At 61.1% G+C, this 15,257-nt stretch carries 13 protein-coding genes; 4 read left to right on the forward strand and 9 right to left on the reverse strand.

Annotated features, from left to right (window positions below; genetic code table 11):
* The first annotated feature begins 188 nt into the window (after window positions 1-188).
* The 4 genes from ACM6J5_RS22710 (at window position 189) to ACM6J5_RS22725 (ending at window position 5,113) form a co-directional block, all read left to right on the forward strand.
* On the forward strand, window positions 189-1,688 hold the full coding sequence (locus tag ACM6J5_RS22710) for an efflux transporter outer membrane subunit (RefSeq protein ID WP_414929388.1): 1,500 nt from the start codon (window positions 189-191) through the stop codon (window positions 1,686-1,688).
* Between the two features lie 139 nt (window positions 1,689-1,827).
* Entirely contained in the window at window positions 1,828-4,020 is a 2,193-nt protein-coding gene (locus ACM6J5_RS22715; protein ID WP_414929389.1) for an FUSC family protein, read from the forward strand.
* Window positions 4,010-4,210, forward strand: a complete 201-nt coding sequence (locus ACM6J5_RS22720) for a DUF1656 domain-containing protein (protein WP_008050113.1) — start codon at window positions 4,010-4,012, stop codon at window positions 4,208-4,210. Before ACM6J5_RS22715 ends, ACM6J5_RS22720 begins: the two co-directional genes overlap by 11 nt.
* Window positions 4,211-4,249: 39 nt before the next feature.
* The gene (locus tag ACM6J5_RS22725) at window positions 4,250-5,113 is read left to right on the forward strand and encodes an HlyD family secretion protein (RefSeq protein ID WP_095943501.1); all 864 of its coding nucleotides are present in this window, start codon (window positions 4,250-4,252) and stop codon (window positions 5,111-5,113) included.
* 127 nt (window positions 5,114-5,240) lie between these two features.
* On the opposite strand, the gene ACM6J5_RS22730 is transcribed toward ACM6J5_RS22725, so the two are convergent.
* From ACM6J5_RS22730 to ACM6J5_RS22770, 9 genes are all read right to left on the reverse strand, one after another.
* The gene (locus ACM6J5_RS22730) at window positions 5,241-5,630 is read right to left on the reverse strand and encodes a DUF4440 domain-containing protein (protein ID WP_095943502.1); all 390 of its coding nucleotides are present in this window, start codon (window positions 5,628-5,630) and stop codon (window positions 5,241-5,243) included.
* Window positions 5,631-5,765: 135 nt separating this feature from the next.
* Window positions 5,766-6,590, reverse strand: a complete 825-nt coding sequence (locus ACM6J5_RS22735; RefSeq protein WP_095943503.1) for an SDR family oxidoreductase — start codon at window positions 6,588-6,590, stop codon at window positions 5,766-5,768.
* 33 nt (window positions 6,591-6,623) lie between these two features.
* The gene (locus tag ACM6J5_RS22740; protein ID WP_095943504.1) at window positions 6,624-7,088 is read right to left on the reverse strand and encodes a multidrug transporter; all 465 of its coding nucleotides are present in this window, start codon (window positions 7,086-7,088) and stop codon (window positions 6,624-6,626) included.
* A 282-nt stretch (window positions 7,089-7,370) separates the two neighbouring features.
* Window positions 7,371-8,822: a mannose-1-phosphate guanylyltransferase/mannose-6-phosphate isomerase gene (locus tag ACM6J5_RS22745; protein ID WP_095943505.1), complete on the reverse strand. Its 1,452-nt coding sequence runs from the start codon at window positions 8,820-8,822 to the stop codon at window positions 7,371-7,373.
* Between the two features lie 215 nt (window positions 8,823-9,037).
* Window positions 9,038-9,694: an alginate O-acetyltransferase AlgF gene (locus ACM6J5_RS22750; protein ID WP_095943506.1), complete on the reverse strand. Its 657-nt coding sequence runs from the start codon at window positions 9,692-9,694 to the stop codon at window positions 9,038-9,040.
* Between the two features lie 14 nt (window positions 9,695-9,708).
* Window positions 9,709-10,884 carry an alginate O-acetyltransferase gene (locus tag ACM6J5_RS22755; RefSeq protein ID WP_095943507.1) on the reverse strand — a complete coding sequence of 392 codons (1,176 nt, stop codon included), beginning with the start codon at window positions 10,882-10,884 and terminating at the stop codon, window positions 9,709-9,711.
* Window positions 10,885-10,895: 11 nt separating this feature from the next.
* On the reverse strand, window positions 10,896-12,461 hold the full coding sequence (locus ACM6J5_RS22760; RefSeq protein WP_095943508.1) for an MBOAT family O-acyltransferase: 1,566 nt from the start codon (window positions 12,459-12,461) through the stop codon (window positions 10,896-10,898).
* A gap of 212 nt (window positions 12,462-12,673) precedes the next feature.
* Window positions 12,674-13,795, reverse strand: coding sequence for a mannuronate-specific alginate lyase (locus ACM6J5_RS22765; protein ID WP_095943509.1), 1,122 nt, complete (start codon window positions 13,793-13,795; stop codon window positions 12,674-12,676).
* Between the two features lie 8 nt (window positions 13,796-13,803).
* Window positions 13,804-15,255 (reverse strand): alginate O-acetyltransferase, encoded by a 1,452-nt coding sequence (locus ACM6J5_RS22770; RefSeq protein ID WP_414929390.1) that lies wholly within the window; start codon window positions 15,253-15,255, stop codon window positions 13,804-13,806.
* Between the last annotated feature and the right edge of the window lie 2 nt (window positions 15,256-15,257).

Genomic DNA, 15,257 nt, shown 5'->3' on the forward strand with positions numbered 1-15,257 from the left:
GTGCTCTCGGGTGCGATGGCAAATTGTGACACGAAGTTTCTGTTTATTTACAGGCGACTAAAGATCTACCAACGGATTATCTCGTTAACGGTAACAAAGATTCACAGGAATCCCAGCTTATCGCCTTTCAGGCCGCCCCATAGAATTGCGTTCACCTCAAGAACTCCCCACCTCAGGAAATCGCAGCAGTGCCGCGTCGCATCAGCAGAGCGCTCCAGCCGCTCAGTGTTTTGGTTTTAAGCCTGGCTATCAGCGGCTGCATCGGAACCGGAGGTATTGCCCCGCAGGGCAAGGCGCTGGAGGCTAATTCACTGGCCACCGACGACGCGATCCAGAGCGCCGCGCAGGATGCGCACTGGCCCACCTCGCAATGGTGGCAAGCCTACGGCGACCCGCAGTTGAATCGCTGGATCGACCTCGCCCTGCAAGGCAGCCCGACCCTGGCCATGGCCGCTGCCCGGGTGCGTCAGGCCAGGTCCATGGCCGGCGTGGCCGAAGCGGCCGAGTCGCTGCAGATCAATGGTGATTCGACCCTCAAGCGCCACAACTGGCCCACCGACCAGTTCTATGGCCCCGGCGAGCTGGCCAACAGCACCACCTGGGACAATAACGCGGCGCTGGGTTTCAGCTATGCCCTAGACCTCTGGGGCCGCGAAAGCAATGCCACCGAGCGCGCCGTGGACATGGCGCACATGAGCGTCGCCGAAGCGCGCCAGGCGCAGCTCGAATTGCAGGACAACATCGTACGGGTCTACATCGAGTTGTCGTTGCATTACGCCCAGCGGGATATCGTCGAAGCGACCTTGAATCAGCAACAGCAGATTCTCGAATTGGCGCAAAAACGCCTGGACGGTGGCATCGGCACCCATTTCGAAGTCAGCCAGGCCGAGACGCCGCTGCCGGAAACCCATCGCCAGATCGACGCCCTCGACGAAGAAATCGCCTTGAGCCGCAACCAGCTCGCCGCCCTCGCCGGCAAGGGCCCGGGGGAAGGCGCGCAGTTGCAGCGGCCAACGCTGTCGCTGGGTGCACCGCTGAAACTGCCGTCGTCGCTGCCGGCGCAATTACTCGGCCAACGCCCGGACGTGGTCGCCAGCCGCTGGCAAGTGGCGGCGCAGGCGCGGGGCATCGATGTCGCCCATGCCGGTTTCTACCCGAACGTAGACCTGGTCGGCAGCCTCGGCTACATGGCCACCGGGGGCGGGGCCCTGGAGTTCTTGACTGGCAAGAAGCTCAACTACAGCGTGGGTCCGGCGATTTCGTTGCCGATCCTCGATGGTGGACGCTTGCGTGCGGAGCTGGGTGAAGCCTCGGCGGGTTATGACATCGCCGTGGCCAAGTACAACCAGACCCTGGTCAATGCGCTGAAAAACATTTCCGATCAGTTGATCCGTCGCGAATCCATGGACAAGCAGCAGGCTTTCGCCGCCGAGTCGGTGGCCACTGCGCAGAAGACCTACGACATCGCGATGATCGCCTACCAGCGTGGCCTGACCGATTACCTCAACGTGCTTAACGCGCAGACCCTGCTGTTCAAGCAGCAGCAAGTGCAGCAGCAGGTTCAGGCGGCGCGCTTGAGTGCCCATGCCGAACTGGTGACGGCGCTGGGCGGTGGCCTGGGGGCGGGCAACGACGTGCCGAAAGCCGAACAGACCCAGGCACCGAAAACCCCGGTTCTGCTGAGGTGAATGTAATTCCTGTGGGAGCCAGCCTGCTGGCGATGAGGGCGGCACATTCAACATTGGTGTCGACCGATACTCCGCTATCGCCAGCAGGCTGGCTCCCACAGGTTCCGGGTTTACATCGAATCTTGTTGAGCAGGAATAAATGACTCCCTTGCCCGCACCCTTGCGCTGGCTGTACTCCCTGGAATGGCGTCGGGGTTTCTTCGACTGGGCACGCAGCGACGGCGTGACCTGGGTCTATATCTTCAAGGTGCTGTTCGCGGCTTTCTTGACACTGTGGCTGGCCATGCGCCTGGAGCTGCCGCAACCGCGCACGGCGATGATCACCGTGTTCATTGTCATGCAGCCGCAGAGCGGCCAGGTGTTCGCCAAGAGTTTCTATCGTTTTCTCGGCACCCTGGCCGGGTCGGCGGCGATGGTCGCGCTGATCGCCCTGTTTGCGCAGAACACTGAACTGTTCCTCGGTTCGCTGGCGATCTGGGTCGGTATCTGCACGGCCGGCGCCGCCCGCTGCCGCAACTTCCGCGCCTACGGTTTCGTACTCGCCGGATACACCGCGGCGATGGTCGGCTTGCCCGCGCTGGCCCACCCGGACGGCGCATTCATGGCGGCAGTCTGGCGGGTGCTGGAAATCTCGTTGGGCATTCTCTGTTCGACACTGATCAGTGCAGCCATCCTGCCGCAAACTGCCAGTGCCGCCATGCGCAACGCCCTGTATCAGCGCTTCGGCGTGTTTGCCCTGTTCGTCACCGACGGCTTGCGTGGCCGCAGTCAGCGCGACGCGTTCGAGGCCGGCAACGTGCGTTTCATCGCCGAAGCCGTGGGCCTGGAAGGTTTGCGCAGCGTCACCGTGTTCGAAGACCCGCACATGCGTCGGCGCAATGGCCGGCTCAGTCGCCTGAACAGTGAGTTCATGGGCATCACCACGCGCTTCAATGCCCTGCATCAGTTGCTCGAACGCTTGCGCAACAACAATACGGACCATGCCGTGGCAGCGATAAAACCGGGTTTGCAAGACCTCGCCGAACTGCTCGACGGCTTCAGCGGTCGTGCCCTGACCAGCGCCGATGCGGCGCGTCTGGTTACGGCGCTGAGCGCATACAAGGCAGGGTTGCCGGCACGGGTGCGCAGCCTGCGGGCGATCTTTCAGGAGAGCGAACCGAGCGATGACGAACTGCTGGACTTCCATACGGCGTACGAACTGCTCTATCGCTTCGTCGACGACCTGCACAGTTATGCACAGACCCACGCTTCCCTGGCCGATCACAGTCACGAACGGGAGCGCTGGGACGAGCCGTTCACTCCGCAAACCAACTGGATGGCAGCGGCGGCATCGGGGATTCGCGCGGCGTTCATTCTGGTGGTATTGGGCAGCTATTGGGTGGCAACCGCCTGGCCGAGCGGCGCGACCATGACCCTGATTGCCGCCGCGACCGTGGGCCTGTCCGCCGCCACCCCGAACCCGAAACGCATGGCCTTTCAGATGGCGTGCGGGACGTTGCTCGGGGCGTTGATCGGTTTCGTCGAGATGTTTTTCATTTTTCCGTGGATCGACGGATTTGCGTTGCTGTGCGTGATGCTCGCGCCGGTGATCGTGCTCGGCTCGTTCCTGACCTCGCGGCCACAATACGTCGGCGTCGGCCTGGGCCTGCTGATCTTCTTCAGCACCGGTTCAGTGCCGGACAACCTCACGGTCTACAACCCCTACACCTTCATCAACGACTACATCGCCATGGTGCTGGGCATGCTGGTGTGCGCGGCGGCCGGGGCGATCATTCTGCCGCCCAACAGCCGCTGGCTGTGGCGTCGGCTGGAGCAGGACCTGCGCGCTCAGGTGGTGTACGCCATCAGCGGCAAGCTCAAGGGGCTGGCGTCGAGTTTCGAAAGCCGCACCCGCGATCTGGTGCATCAGGCCTACGGCTTCGCGGCCGGTCAACCGCAGGTACAGCGGGACTTGCTGCGCTGGATGTTCGTGGTGCTGGAAGTCGGTCACTCGATCATCGAACTGCGCAAGGAACAGGCGATTCTGCCGGTGCATCCGGCCTATGCCGAATCACAGCCATGGCGCCAGGCGATCCGGGTGATGGGGCGGGCGCTGGTGCGGCTGTTCCTGCAACCGAACAGCAGCAACCTGGAACGCGCGCTGATTGCCGTCGATCACGCGATCAGCCGTGTGCAGTCCACCGACGAACCCTTCGCCCCGCACTTCGATACCTCGGCGTTGCGCCGGGTGAAGAGCTACCTGCACTTCATCCGCACCTCGCTGCTCGATCCGCAATCACCGCTGGCCGCCTTCGCAAACAGCCAGCCCCAAGGACTTGAACATGCCTCGTGAAATCGCCTTCCACGGCGTGTACATGCCGACCATGACACTGATGTTTTTCATCGCGGCTCTGCTTGCCTGGGCGCTGGACCGGTTCCTGTCCGGGTTCGACCTGTACCGTTTTTTCTGGCATCCGGCGTTGCTGCGCTTGAGCCTGTTTACCTGTCTGTTCGGCGCGTTGGCGCTGACTGTCTACCGTTGACTCTCTATCACTGACTCTCTATCTCTGAAGAATGCCCCGATGAAAAAGTTTTTCAGCCTGTTCGCGACCTTGCTGGTGCTGGCCCTCGCGCTGTGGATCGGCCGCTCCTTGTGGGAGCACTACATGAACACACCCTGGACCCGCGACGGCCGCGTGCGGGCCGACATCATCAACGTCGCCGCCGACGTCACCGGTGAAGTGGTGGACGTGCCGGTACGCGACAACCAGCTGGTGAAGAAGGGCGATTTGCTGATGCAGATCGACCCTGAGCACTACCGTCTCGCGGTGAAACAGGCACAGAGTCTGGTGGCATCGCGCAAGGCGACCTGGGAGATGCGCAAGGTCAACGCCCATCGTCGCGCCGATATGGACAACCTGGTGATCTCCCGGGAAAACCGTGACGACGCCAGCAACCTCGCCGATTCGGCCCTGGCCGATTACCAGCAGGCCCAGGCGCAACTGGAAGCCGCCGAACTCAACCTCAAGCGCACTGAGGTGCGCGCGGCGGTGGATGGCTACGTCACCAACCTCAACGTACATCGCGGCGACTATGCGCGCATCGGCGAGGCGAAAATGGCCGTGGTCGACATGAACTCGTTCTGGGTCTACGGCTTCTTCGAAGAAACCAAGCTGCCCCATGTGCGCGTGGGTGATAAGGCCGACATGCAATTGATGAGCGGCGAAGTGCTCAAGGGGCACGTGGAAAGCATCTCGCGCGGTATCTACGACCGCGACAACCCGGAGAGCCGTGAACTGATCGCCGATGTGAACCCGACGTTTAACTGGGTGCGTTTGGCACAGCGGGTGCCGGTGCGGATTCACATCGATGAGGTGCCGGAGGGTGTGCTGTTGGCGGCGGGGATTACGTGTACGGTGGTGGTCAAGCAAGGTGATGGCGCATAACCCATTCCCCTGTAGGAGCGAGCCTGCTCGCGATGAACCAGAGCGCGCCGCGTGTATTCAGAATGCACGCGTTATCGTTGACGTCCATCGCGAGCAGGCTCGCTCCTACAGTTGATCGTCGTCGTGTTCAGCAGAAGGTCTCTTGCAGATGCCGCCAAAGAATTCTGCCTTCCACCTTCTCGAACACCACAGTCGAGCGCCGATCCGAGTGCAGCCCGGTCGCATCGGTCTGTTGCTCGCGGTAACTCACGGTTGCGCCGCCGTCGTGCAGCGCAATGCCGCGTAACTCGCTCAGCTCGATGCGAAACCCGAGCTTCTTGCCGCCCGCCAGCGTGAACAATTCGCTCAGCGCGTCAAAATCCAGCACCCGACCGAGCGGCGAGACCATGGAGAACTGCGGCGAAAAGCGCATTAGCAGTTTTTCGAGCTCGGATGCGTCGCGCTCTTCGGCCAGCCATTGTTCGATGGCCACGTGGGCCTGGATCACTTCGTCGAAGTACTCGGTGTAGTCGGTCATGGAAGTCATTCCTGAAAATTTGCAGTGTCTGTTCTGGCGCCATCGCGAGCAGGCTCGCTCCTACAGGGAAACGCATTTCAATGTAGGAGTGAGCCTGCTCGCGATGGGCCGGGGTCGCGCTCGACCGAATCGGTCTCAGAGCTGCCCACGCAACCCGAACCGCTTCATCAGCCCTGATTCCAGCAGCCCCTTGGGCAACAACCCGGCGAGCAGCGGCAACGCACGACTGCCATTGCCCAGGCGAATCAGTCGCGGTGGCTTGTCCTGCTGCACGGCCTTGAGCAAGCCGGCGGCGAATTCATTGGCCGGGGTCGGGTTGTCCTGAGAGGCTTTGGCCCGGGCGCGTATACCTTCGCGCAGCGGAAACCATGGGGATTGTTCGCTGATCAGTTGCTCGGCTTCGTGCCCGGCATTCCTGGCGAAGCTGGAAGCGATGGCCCCCGGCTGGACTTCCATGACCCGTACGCCGAACGGCGCCAGTTCCATGCGCAAGGCATCGCTCAAGGCATGCACGGCGGCTTTCGAGGCGCAGTAGGCACCGGCGAATGGTGTGACCAACACCCCGGAAACGCTACCGATATTCACGACCAGTCCTTTGGTCCGACGCAGCACGGGAAACATTGCGCGAGTGACGCCGACGATGGCGAACACATTGGTTTCGAACTGGCGTTGCATGGCCGGCACGCCGCCATCGAGCAGCGGTCCCATGGCGCCATAACCGGCGTTGTTGATCAGCACGTCGAGACCACCACGCTCCTGGTTGATGCGGTCGCTCAACTGCTCAAGGGCAACACCGTCGTTTACGTCCAGTTGCACGGCGGTAAATCCGGCAGCACTCAGCATGGCGACATCTTCAGCCTTGCGCGCACTGGCCCAGACTTCATAGCCGGCGACCTTGAATGCGTCGGCAAGGGCACGGCCAATGCCGCTGGAGCAACCGGTAATCAACGCAACGGGCATGGCGCATTCCTTGTGCAAAAAATGGGGGAGGGGTCAGTCGGAAAAACTACCCTGCAATCGCTCGGCGCGAAACTCCAGGGTTTCCGGACGGTAGCCGGGGCGCAGTGGTGGCATCGGCAAGCAATCTTCCCAGTTGCCACCGGCCTGCAGTTCCCCGGGGCCACGATAGCGCGGGGCGGTGTATTGATTGTCGGCCAGGTTCACCGTATCGCCCGGTGCATAAGCCGTGACCCGCCAGCGCAACTCAGTGAGCGGCACGTCATTGCCGTTGTTCAGGGTCAATTGCAACGGGCGGTCGGCGGGGCATTGTTGAGGCGCGTAACTGATGCGCAACTCCAGGCGTTGCAGTTGCTTGAGCTCGCGGTGGTCCATCCAGATGACCCAGGTGGCGACGATGCCCAGCCCCACGGCGGCGGCCACGGATACGGGCAAGGCCTTGGCCGGATAGCGCAGCAACAGGACCAGCCAGGTGATGACCAGCAGGACGCCGATGAACATGACGTGAAATCTCGGGAGTAGAGAGGGTCATCCTACCTAAGCGTAGGTGGGGTTGGCGATGGGGGAGATTTTTGTGGAGCCTGTGATGGCCTCATCGCGAGCAGGCTCGCTCCCACATTTGATTGCGTTTCTCCAGGTAGAACTCGGTCAACTGTAGGAGCGAGCCTGCTCGCGAAGGGGCCAGCCAAGGCACTAAAAAACTCAGTGCAAAAAAATCCCCCGGCCAACCCGCTGCGGATAGGGAACGCAGCGAGTTGAGCGGGGGCTTAAGTTTACAGATGCTTACTGCGCGATGGTTTTCACCGACACGCCACGCTCAACCGGCGTCGAGCGCCCGTAGATATCTTCAAACCGCTCGATATCGTCTTCGCCCAGGTAGCTGCCCGATTGAACTTCGATGATCTCCAACGGAATCTTGCCGGGGTTGCGCAAACGGTGAACCGAAGCGATCGGAATGTAGGTCGACTGGTTCTCGGTCAGCAGGAACACGTTCTCGTCACAGGTCACCTCGGCGGTGCCGCTGACCACGATCCAGTGCTCGGCGCGGTGGTGGTGCATCTGCAGCGACAGGCAAGCGCCCGGCTTGACCGAGATGTGCTTGACCTGGAAACGACCGCCCATGTCCACCGAGTCGTAGGAGCCCCACGGACGGTAGACCTCGCAGTGGTTCTGGGTTTCAGTGCGGCCCTGTTCGTTGAGGGTATTGACCATCTGCTTCACGCCTTGGACCTTGTCCTTGTGGGCGATCATCATGGCGTCCTTGGTTTCGACCACGACGATGTTTTCCAGGCCGATCACCGACACCAGTTTGCCGTTGCCGTGGATCATGCAGTTTTTGCTGTCCTGGATCACCACGTCGCCTTTGGTGACGTTGCCGTTGGCGTCCTTTTCATTGACCTCCCACAGCGACGACCAGCAGCCGACATCGCTCCAGCCAGCGGTCAGCGGCACGACGCAGGCGCGTTGGGTTTTTTCCATCACCGAGTAGTCGATGGAATTGTCCGGGCAGCAGGCGAAGGTGGCTTCGTCGAAGGTGATGGTGTCGGCATCCTGATGGCTGCGTTCCAGGGTCAGCAGGCAGGTGTCGTAGATGTCCGGATCGTGCTTTTTCAACTCTTCGAGGAAGCGGCTGGCGCGGAACAGGAACATGCCGCTGTTCCAGAAGTAACCGCCGGACTGGACGAACTCGGTGGCGCGCTTCACGTCGGGTTTTTCGACGAAGTGCGAGACGCGGCTGACGCCTTCAGGCAGCAGCGAGTCGTTGGTCGACTTGATGTAGCCATAACCGGTTTCCGGCTTGGTGGCCGGCACACCGAACAGCACCATTTCACCGTTTTCGGCGGCAACAGTGGCCAGGGCCAGGGCGCGTTGCAGGGCTTTCTGGTCTTCCAGTACGTGGTCGGCCGGCAGCACCAGCATCAGCTCGTCGCGACCTTCATTGACCAGCATCATCGCGGTCAGGGCCACGGCCGGCGCAGTGTTGCGACCGAACGGCTCCATCAGGATGCGCTGGGATTCCAGTTTGCGCGCTGCCAATTGCTCGTTGACGATGAAGCGGTGGTCCTTGTTGCAGACCACGATCGGCGTGTCCATGCCTTCGAACACGAGGCGTTCCAGGGTTTGCTGGAACAGGGTGTGTTCGCCCGTCAGGGCCAGGAACTGCTTAGGGAATTGTTTGCGGGAAAGCGGCCAAAGACGTGAGCCACTACCACCTGACAAGATCACCGGAATCATGTTGTTACTCCTTGAATATCGATTGGTTAGAGCTACTGCGTTCTGTCGTTTCACTCTTGTTTTTGTTCCGTGTCCGGCTGGCCTTTGTAGGAGCGAGCTTGCTCGCGATGGACGTCAACGAAAACGCGTTCTGTCTGGCTAAACGCGTTGCCCTGACGTTTTTCGCGAGCAGGCTCGCTCCTACAGGGGGGACATGCGCCAGTCCGGATAATTTGTTAGCGCGTCGACACCGGGCGTTTCACCCAGACCGGCGACAGGCTGCTGCCGCTGCCGGTGACGTACAGCACCGCGGCTTCACCGCGTTCCAGGGCGACCGGTTTCACGTCGCCGACTTTGGTGGTGCCGTCGTACAAGGCCAGGCTGACCTTCACCGGGTTGATTTCACGCTCGCCGCGACCCTTGGGCGCAACGTTCGGAACCACGTCGGTCTTGCCGTCGGCGGTCTTCAGGGTCAGCGCCTTGTCGCTGAGGTTTTGCACACGTACCAGGGACTTCTGTTTGTTCTTGAACGGCGGCTCTTCGATCAGTTGCGGTGCGCCGCTGGCGTTGTTGACCAGGGTGTAATAGTGGTCGCCGGCCAGTTTCACCGGCAGGTTCTGGCTACCGACCTTGGCGCTGTAGTCGCCGCCCGGCATGAAGCTGAAGTCAGTGCTCGACAGTGGCGCGACATCGCTCAGGTTGGTGCTGCCGACGGTGGCGCTGACTTCGGCGTTGCTGGCGTTGTAGATGCGCACGAAGGTCGAGCCTTTCGGCGCGACCGGGCCGTACAGGGCGGCGTCGCCAGCGGCGAAAGCCTGTACCGACAGCACGCTGAGGCCGGCAACCAGGGCAAAGCTTTTAGCGAGACGACGAGGAGTTGTAGTGAAAGTCATGGTGTACCTCTCTTTCAGTTTTGCGCCCGGTCGGGCGTCTCGGATTTAGTGTTTGCAGCTACGTTTTGTTGGCGGGCGCCGGCTTGTTTAAGCTCTGCGACCCACTGCGGGTCGGCGTCGCCGATTTCGTTATTCACAGGCAGATATCGTTCAGGGAACTCCCAGATCAGCACCTGTGGCGGGCTGTTCTTGAAGGCATCGCTCTTGAGGTAGCTGAGCATCGGCAGAATCGGGCCGTGACCGTCTTCGGCGTAATTGACCACGTCGCTGTTCAGTGCTTGCTTGAGCGCACCCACAAAATTCCAGCTGGGGTTGGCGCTGTAGCTGGTGCCGATCAGGGCCACCGGCACTTCGTTGTTGGCGAACAGCGCGTCGTCGCCGGCTGGCTGATCTTGCGCCGCGACCGTATTGCGCTTTTGCAATTGCTCCTGCTTAGGCATCAGGTTTTCGAACAGCGGGTCCAGTGGCAGGAACAGACGCAGGTCGCCCTTGTGGGTGATGGTCTCCGCCGGTTCAGTGACGAAGCGCTGCGGTTCGCCGCTCAGCGGGTACTTGTCGGCAATGGTCCTGGCCAGACGGTTGGCGGCGATCTCGGCGCCTTGCGGCGTCCAGTGGGTGTCGGTGCGCAGGAACACTTGCTGGCCATCCTGCTTGGCCTGTTGCAGTGGGCCAAGCAGGTCAGGGGCCGGAATCCGGGCGGCGGCCAGGCGCTGGTGGAAGTCCTTGTAGAGGTTGGCGTGGATGCTCGCCGGTTTCACTTCACCCAGGTGTTCCGGGTACAGGCGCACCTTGGCCGGCACCACCGCCATCACCAGTTGCACGCCTTTGGCTTTCAGCGTTTGGCGCACGCCTTCGACCAGCGCGTAGTTGCCTTGCAGGTTCAGCTCTTCGTTGACCACCGGGTGGAATTCTTCATCGCTGTACAACCACTGGTCGCGACCGAGCACCACGCCCGGACGACCTTCGTTGAACAGTTTGAAATCCAGCGCGGCCCAGAGGTTGGTGCCCAGGCGCTTGATCGGGAACTCGTCGTCGTAGTGCGTTTCCACAGCCTTGGTCCAGCGACCGTTGAGCACTGTCGCATCGGCGTTGGTGCTGAAGCCGAAGAAGCTGCGCACCGACCACAGACCGAGCACCAGCAGGGTCACCAGGAACAGCGCGATGTAGAAGATGCGTAATGAGCGGGTCATGGTCAGATCCCTCAGAACTGGAAGTAAAGGAACGGCGAGAAGCTTTGCGCCGAGAGTTTGAGAATCGAGGCAATGAACAGCAGCAGCACCAGGGCGCGCATCACATAGCGCGACCAGTCAGCGGTCCAGTAGGCCGGCTGCACCTGGGCTTCAACGCCGACGGTGTAGCCAGGCTGATGGATGCTCGCCGGGTTATCCCCAGGCACGGCCTTGATCGTTCCCGGTGTTGCAGCGGCCGGGCCGTCGGCGTCGACGTTCACGACTGGCTTGGTCTTGACCGGAGGCTGATTGGTGTAGAAATCCCGCAAGCCGAAGAACGCCAGGGTCACGTAGGCCACGATCAGCGTTGCTACTTGCAGACCGGTGAGGCTGGCCTGGTTGAGTTCCGACAGCGACCAGTCGCCGAAGCTGAACATCGCGCCATACATGCGCCCGGCAACGTGCAGGTTTTCCGCGCGGAAGATCACCCAGCCCATCACCACCAGCAGGAAGGTCAGTGCCCAGCGGATCGGGTTGAAGCTGCGTGGCGAGGTGTTCAGGCCGATGGCTTTCTCGATCGCCAGCCACATGCCGTGCCACGCACCCCAGACGATGTAGGTGATGTTCGCGCCGTGCCACAGACCACCAAGCAACATGGTCAGGAACAGGTTGCGATAGGTCATCAGCGTGCCCTTACGGTTACCGCCGAGGGTGATGTACAGATAGTCACGCAGCCAGGTCGACAGGCTGATGTGCCAGCGCCGCCAGAACTCGGTGATCGACTGGCTGACATACGGCTGCTTGAAGTTTTCCATGAAGCGGAAACCCATCATCAGGCCCAGGCCGATGGCCATGTCGCTGTAACCGGAGAAGTCGAAATACAACTGCGCGGTGTACGCCAGGGCGCCGAGCCAGGCATCGCCCGTGGTCGGGTTTTGCAGGGCGAAGCAATGGTCGGCCACCACCGCCAGGGTATCGGCGATGAAGACTTTCTTGATGAAACCCTGCATGAACCGCGTGCAGCCCTCGGAGAACTTGTCGAGGGTGTGGGTGCGGTTGTTGAACTGATCGGCCAGGTCGCGGAAACGCAATACGGGGCCGGCGATCAAGTGTGGGAAGATCGCCACGAACGCCGCGAAGTCGATCAGGTTGCGGGTCGCCGGAGTGTCGCCACGGTAGACGTCGATGATGTAGCTGATGGACTCGAAGATGTAGAACGAGATACCGATCGGCAGCAGCACGTGGGTCAGGATGAAGGGCGAAAGGCCCACCGACGTCATCATCGCGTTTATGCTGTCGACGCCGAAGTTGGCGTACTTGAAGTAGCCGAGAATGCACAGGTCGACGGCCACGCCGAGCAGCAGCCAGCGCTGCGCCGGTTTGGTCCTGACCCCGGCGGCCCCGACTTTCAGGCCGATCCAGTAGTTCCACAGCGTGACGCCGGCGAACAGTGCGAGGAAGTCCACACGCCACCAGGCGTAGAACACGTAACTGGCAATCAGCAGCAGCAGATTGCGATAGCGTTGCCCGCTCAGGTAGTACAAGCCGAGGAAGATCGGCAAGAACAAAAACAGGAACACGTTGGATGAAAAAACCATCCCGGTCTCTCCTTGTTTGAACCAACAGTCAAGGGCCAACGGCCCCCCCAAACCCCCCACGGAAATCCGGGGGGCTAACTCACAAATCTCAAACTCGACACTGAACCTGTAGGAGTGAGCCTGCTCGCGATTGCGGTCTGACATTCAACGTTGATGTCGACTGATACACCGCTTCGCGAGCAGGCTCGCTCCTACAGGGATCTGTGTTTGTCCTAGGAACCCTTGCCCTTTTCATTGGCCGGGTCGTAGACCTTGGTCAGGTCACCGCCGAGGCGGAAGTTCTTGAACGGTTGCATCTTGTGCTTCTTCTCCAGCACGTCCGGCGTACAGACGTAGAGCGAGCAGAACGGTTCGAGCCAGGCGAATTTCATGTCCTCTTTCAGGTCGGTCATGTCCTGTTCCTTGCCGTTCTTTTCCTCGAACTCATCCGGGTCTTTCACCCCGGCCAGTACCCGGTCACCCAGGCGTTTGAGTGCGCCATTGTTTTCCTGGCGCAAGTCCACGCCGTTGACCTGGGCGAAACTGGCGATCATCGCCAGTGGCGGCAGGGCGTAGTTGTGGTAGGCCAGGGCCCGTTGCTGACGCTTGAGTTCGTTGGGCAGGTAGCCATCGGCGTCGATCTGGTTGGCGCCGACCTTGTATTCCTTCACGGCCCAGTCGAACAGGTCGCGACGGTTGGTGGCGACGGAAGTGGCCATCACCGACCAGGCGGCCCAGTACGAGTGGTTGTTGGTCTGCTCGAGCGGCAGGTTGTCCCAGTCGCTGACCACCTGGTCGGCCATCTTGCTGAACCAGGCTTCGATCAACCGGGCTTCCTGTTGATGGGTGGCCAGCGGGTGAGAGTCGGAAAACTTCAGGCGGATATACGCCGAAGCCATGCTGCCCAGCGCCCATTTGCGCATCGATTTGCCGGTGTGGTTGAAGTCCTTGGACATCAAGGCATCGGCCTGGGCCCAGGTCGTCAGCCAGTTCAACGTGCATTCCAGCTGTTCCGGGCGACCGTCACGCATGAACTGCATCACGCGCTTGCTGGTGCCGCGCTCGATCCTGGTGATGTCGGCGGTGCTTTCGCGGAAGGCTTTTTCCGACTGCTTGTTCAGGGTCGCGCGGGCTTTGTCCGAACCTTCGTACTTGCTGCGAAATTGCAACGAGCCGGTGTACGGCGTCGGCATCGCATCGCAGCCTTCGCTCTTGTCGCCCGTCTTGAATTTATCCACAGGCGCAAAATAGCCCTGGGGTGGACGCAGTGGCGCAGCCGCTTGCGTGGCCCCGGCGAACATCGCCAGGCTCAAGAGCGTCGGTGCCAACAGTGTTGAAAATTTCGGATTGCGCATGGCAGACCTCATTGCCCGACCGAAGCAGTACGCTGTTCGGCGCCCGGGAATACGTTGCGTTTGCAGATTTTCGCTTCGACTTTCTGTGGCGCGGCACCCGCTTGTTCCGGGCCCTGGACTTCGACGGCCAGCAGGTTCTGCGAGGCCCAGTCTTCGTCCGTGCGCAACTCGAAGGCGAAACGCCCGTCAGTTTCGGAGGTTTCCGGTTTGTCGATCTTGATGTCCTCGTGGCGACCGTTCATGTACCAGAGGGTGGCTTGCAAGGTTTTCACCGACGTGTCGGCGAAGCGGATGTCGACCTGGTGGCTACCGTTGCGCAGGTCCAGGTTCTTGCTGTTGACCATCAATTCGTTTTTGCCCGGCTTGAGCGTGGCGCTGCCGGCCATCTGCGCATCCTTGCCTTCGCAACCGTTGTCCAGCAGCGCCATCATCTGGCGGTAGATGGTTTCCTGGTCGAGGCGGTACAGCGGCGAGAATTCCCAGATGAGAATCTTCGGTGGGTTCTTCTGGAATTCGTCGCTGCCCAGGTACTGCAGCATCGAACCTTCCAGGCCGCCGCCGGGGAACGCTACGTTGAGGATGTCGGCGCCGATGGCCTCTTCGAGGAAACCGGCGAAGTTGTAGTTCTTGCCACTGTGGGAGGTCCCCACGAGGGTGATTTGCGGGTTACCGGACTCGCCGAACAAGTCGCCATCGCCCGCTTCGCCCTTCGGCTCGGTGGTGAACTGATCCATGTACTGGATCGCGTAGCTGGTGCCACAGAGTTGACCGGCCATGTTGTGCAATGTTCCGGTCTTGCCCATGCGACCCGATTTTTTGGTCTCGAATTCGCGCTTGGGAATGTCGGCGAATTCAGGCAATTGCTTGACCTTCTCGGCGACGATTTTCGCCGTGCGCTGGGCACCGTACGGCGTCCAGTGCTGGTCGCCGCGGAAGTAGAAATCGTGGGCGGGCAGGGTGTCGGGCAACGACTCGTTGGTCAGCGGCGACAGGTCCGGAACGACGTAGCCCATCTGCGCGAAACGACCGAGCATGGACTTGTAGTTCCTCAGCGCCTTGTCGAAGTCGTAGCTGGCTTTCTCCGCCGGGTTGAGCTTGTTGCGGTTCACCAGACCACGGGTCGGCTGGTACACGACAACCAGTTCCACGCCTTTGCTCTTGAACGCATCGTGCAGTTGTTTCATGCGTTTGTAGCCGGCGGGCGTGGTGTCGAATTCGGTGCGCAAGTCTTCTTGCGTACGGAACAGCCAGTCACCCTGGGCCTGTACCAGCGTGGTGAAGTTCTGCTGATAACGGGTGGTGTAGTTCTTCGGATCGTGGGCGGCAGGACACAGGCTGCAGCAGGGTTCGGCGGTGAACTTCGGTGCCTGGACCTCGTCGGCACGCGCGCCGCCGCTGGCCGCGAGAATGCCGGCGGTCAGGGCCGACAGGCTGAGTAATTTGATCAAGTGTGGGTGCATAA

The organism is Pseudomonas sp. IT-P74, from assembly GCF_949768175.1.
Classification (GTDB): Bacteria; Pseudomonadota; Gammaproteobacteria; order Pseudomonadales; family Pseudomonadaceae; genus Aquipseudomonas.

Excerpts from the sequence above, each read along its gene's own strand:
- ACM6J5_RS22715 (WP_414929389.1), top strand. The coding sequence starts at position 1,828 with ATGACTCCCTTGCCCGCACCCTTGCGCTGGCTGTACTCCCTGGAATGG.
- ACM6J5_RS22720 (WP_008050113.1), top strand. The coding sequence starts at position 4,010 with ATGCCTCGTGAAATCGCCTTCCACGGCGTGTACATGCCGACCATGACA.
- ACM6J5_RS22725 (WP_095943501.1), top strand. The coding sequence starts at position 4,250 with ATGAAAAAGTTTTTCAGCCTGTTCGCGACCTTGCTGGTGCTGGCCCTC.
- ACM6J5_RS22730 (WP_095943502.1), bottom strand. The coding sequence starts at position 5,630 with ATGACCGACTACACCGAGTACTTCGACGAAGTGATCCAGGCCCACGTG.
- ACM6J5_RS22735 (WP_095943503.1), bottom strand. The coding sequence starts at position 6,590 with ATGCCCGTTGCGTTGATTACCGGTTGCTCCAGCGGCATTGGCCGTGCC.
- ACM6J5_RS22740 (WP_095943504.1), bottom strand. The coding sequence starts at position 7,088 with ATGTTCATCGGCGTCCTGCTGGTCATCACCTGGCTGGTCCTGTTGCTG.
- ACM6J5_RS22745 (WP_095943505.1), bottom strand. The coding sequence starts at position 8,822 with ATGATTCCGGTGATCTTGTCAGGTGGTAGTGGCTCACGTCTTTGGCCG.
- ACM6J5_RS22750 (WP_095943506.1), bottom strand. The coding sequence starts at position 9,694 with ATGACTTTCACTACAACTCCTCGTCGTCTCGCTAAAAGCTTTGCCCTG.
- ACM6J5_RS22755 (WP_095943507.1), bottom strand. The coding sequence starts at position 10,884 with ATGACCCGCTCATTACGCATCTTCTACATCGCGCTGTTCCTGGTGACC.
- ACM6J5_RS22760 (WP_095943508.1), bottom strand. The coding sequence starts at position 12,461 with ATGGTTTTTTCATCCAACGTGTTCCTGTTTTTGTTCTTGCCGATCTTC.
- ACM6J5_RS22765 (WP_095943509.1), bottom strand. The coding sequence starts at position 13,795 with ATGCGCAATCCGAAATTTTCAACACTGTTGGCACCGACGCTCTTGAGC.
- ACM6J5_RS22770 (WP_414929390.1), bottom strand. The coding sequence starts at position 15,255 with ATGCACCCACACTTGATCAAATTACTCAGCCTGTCGGCCCTGACCGCC.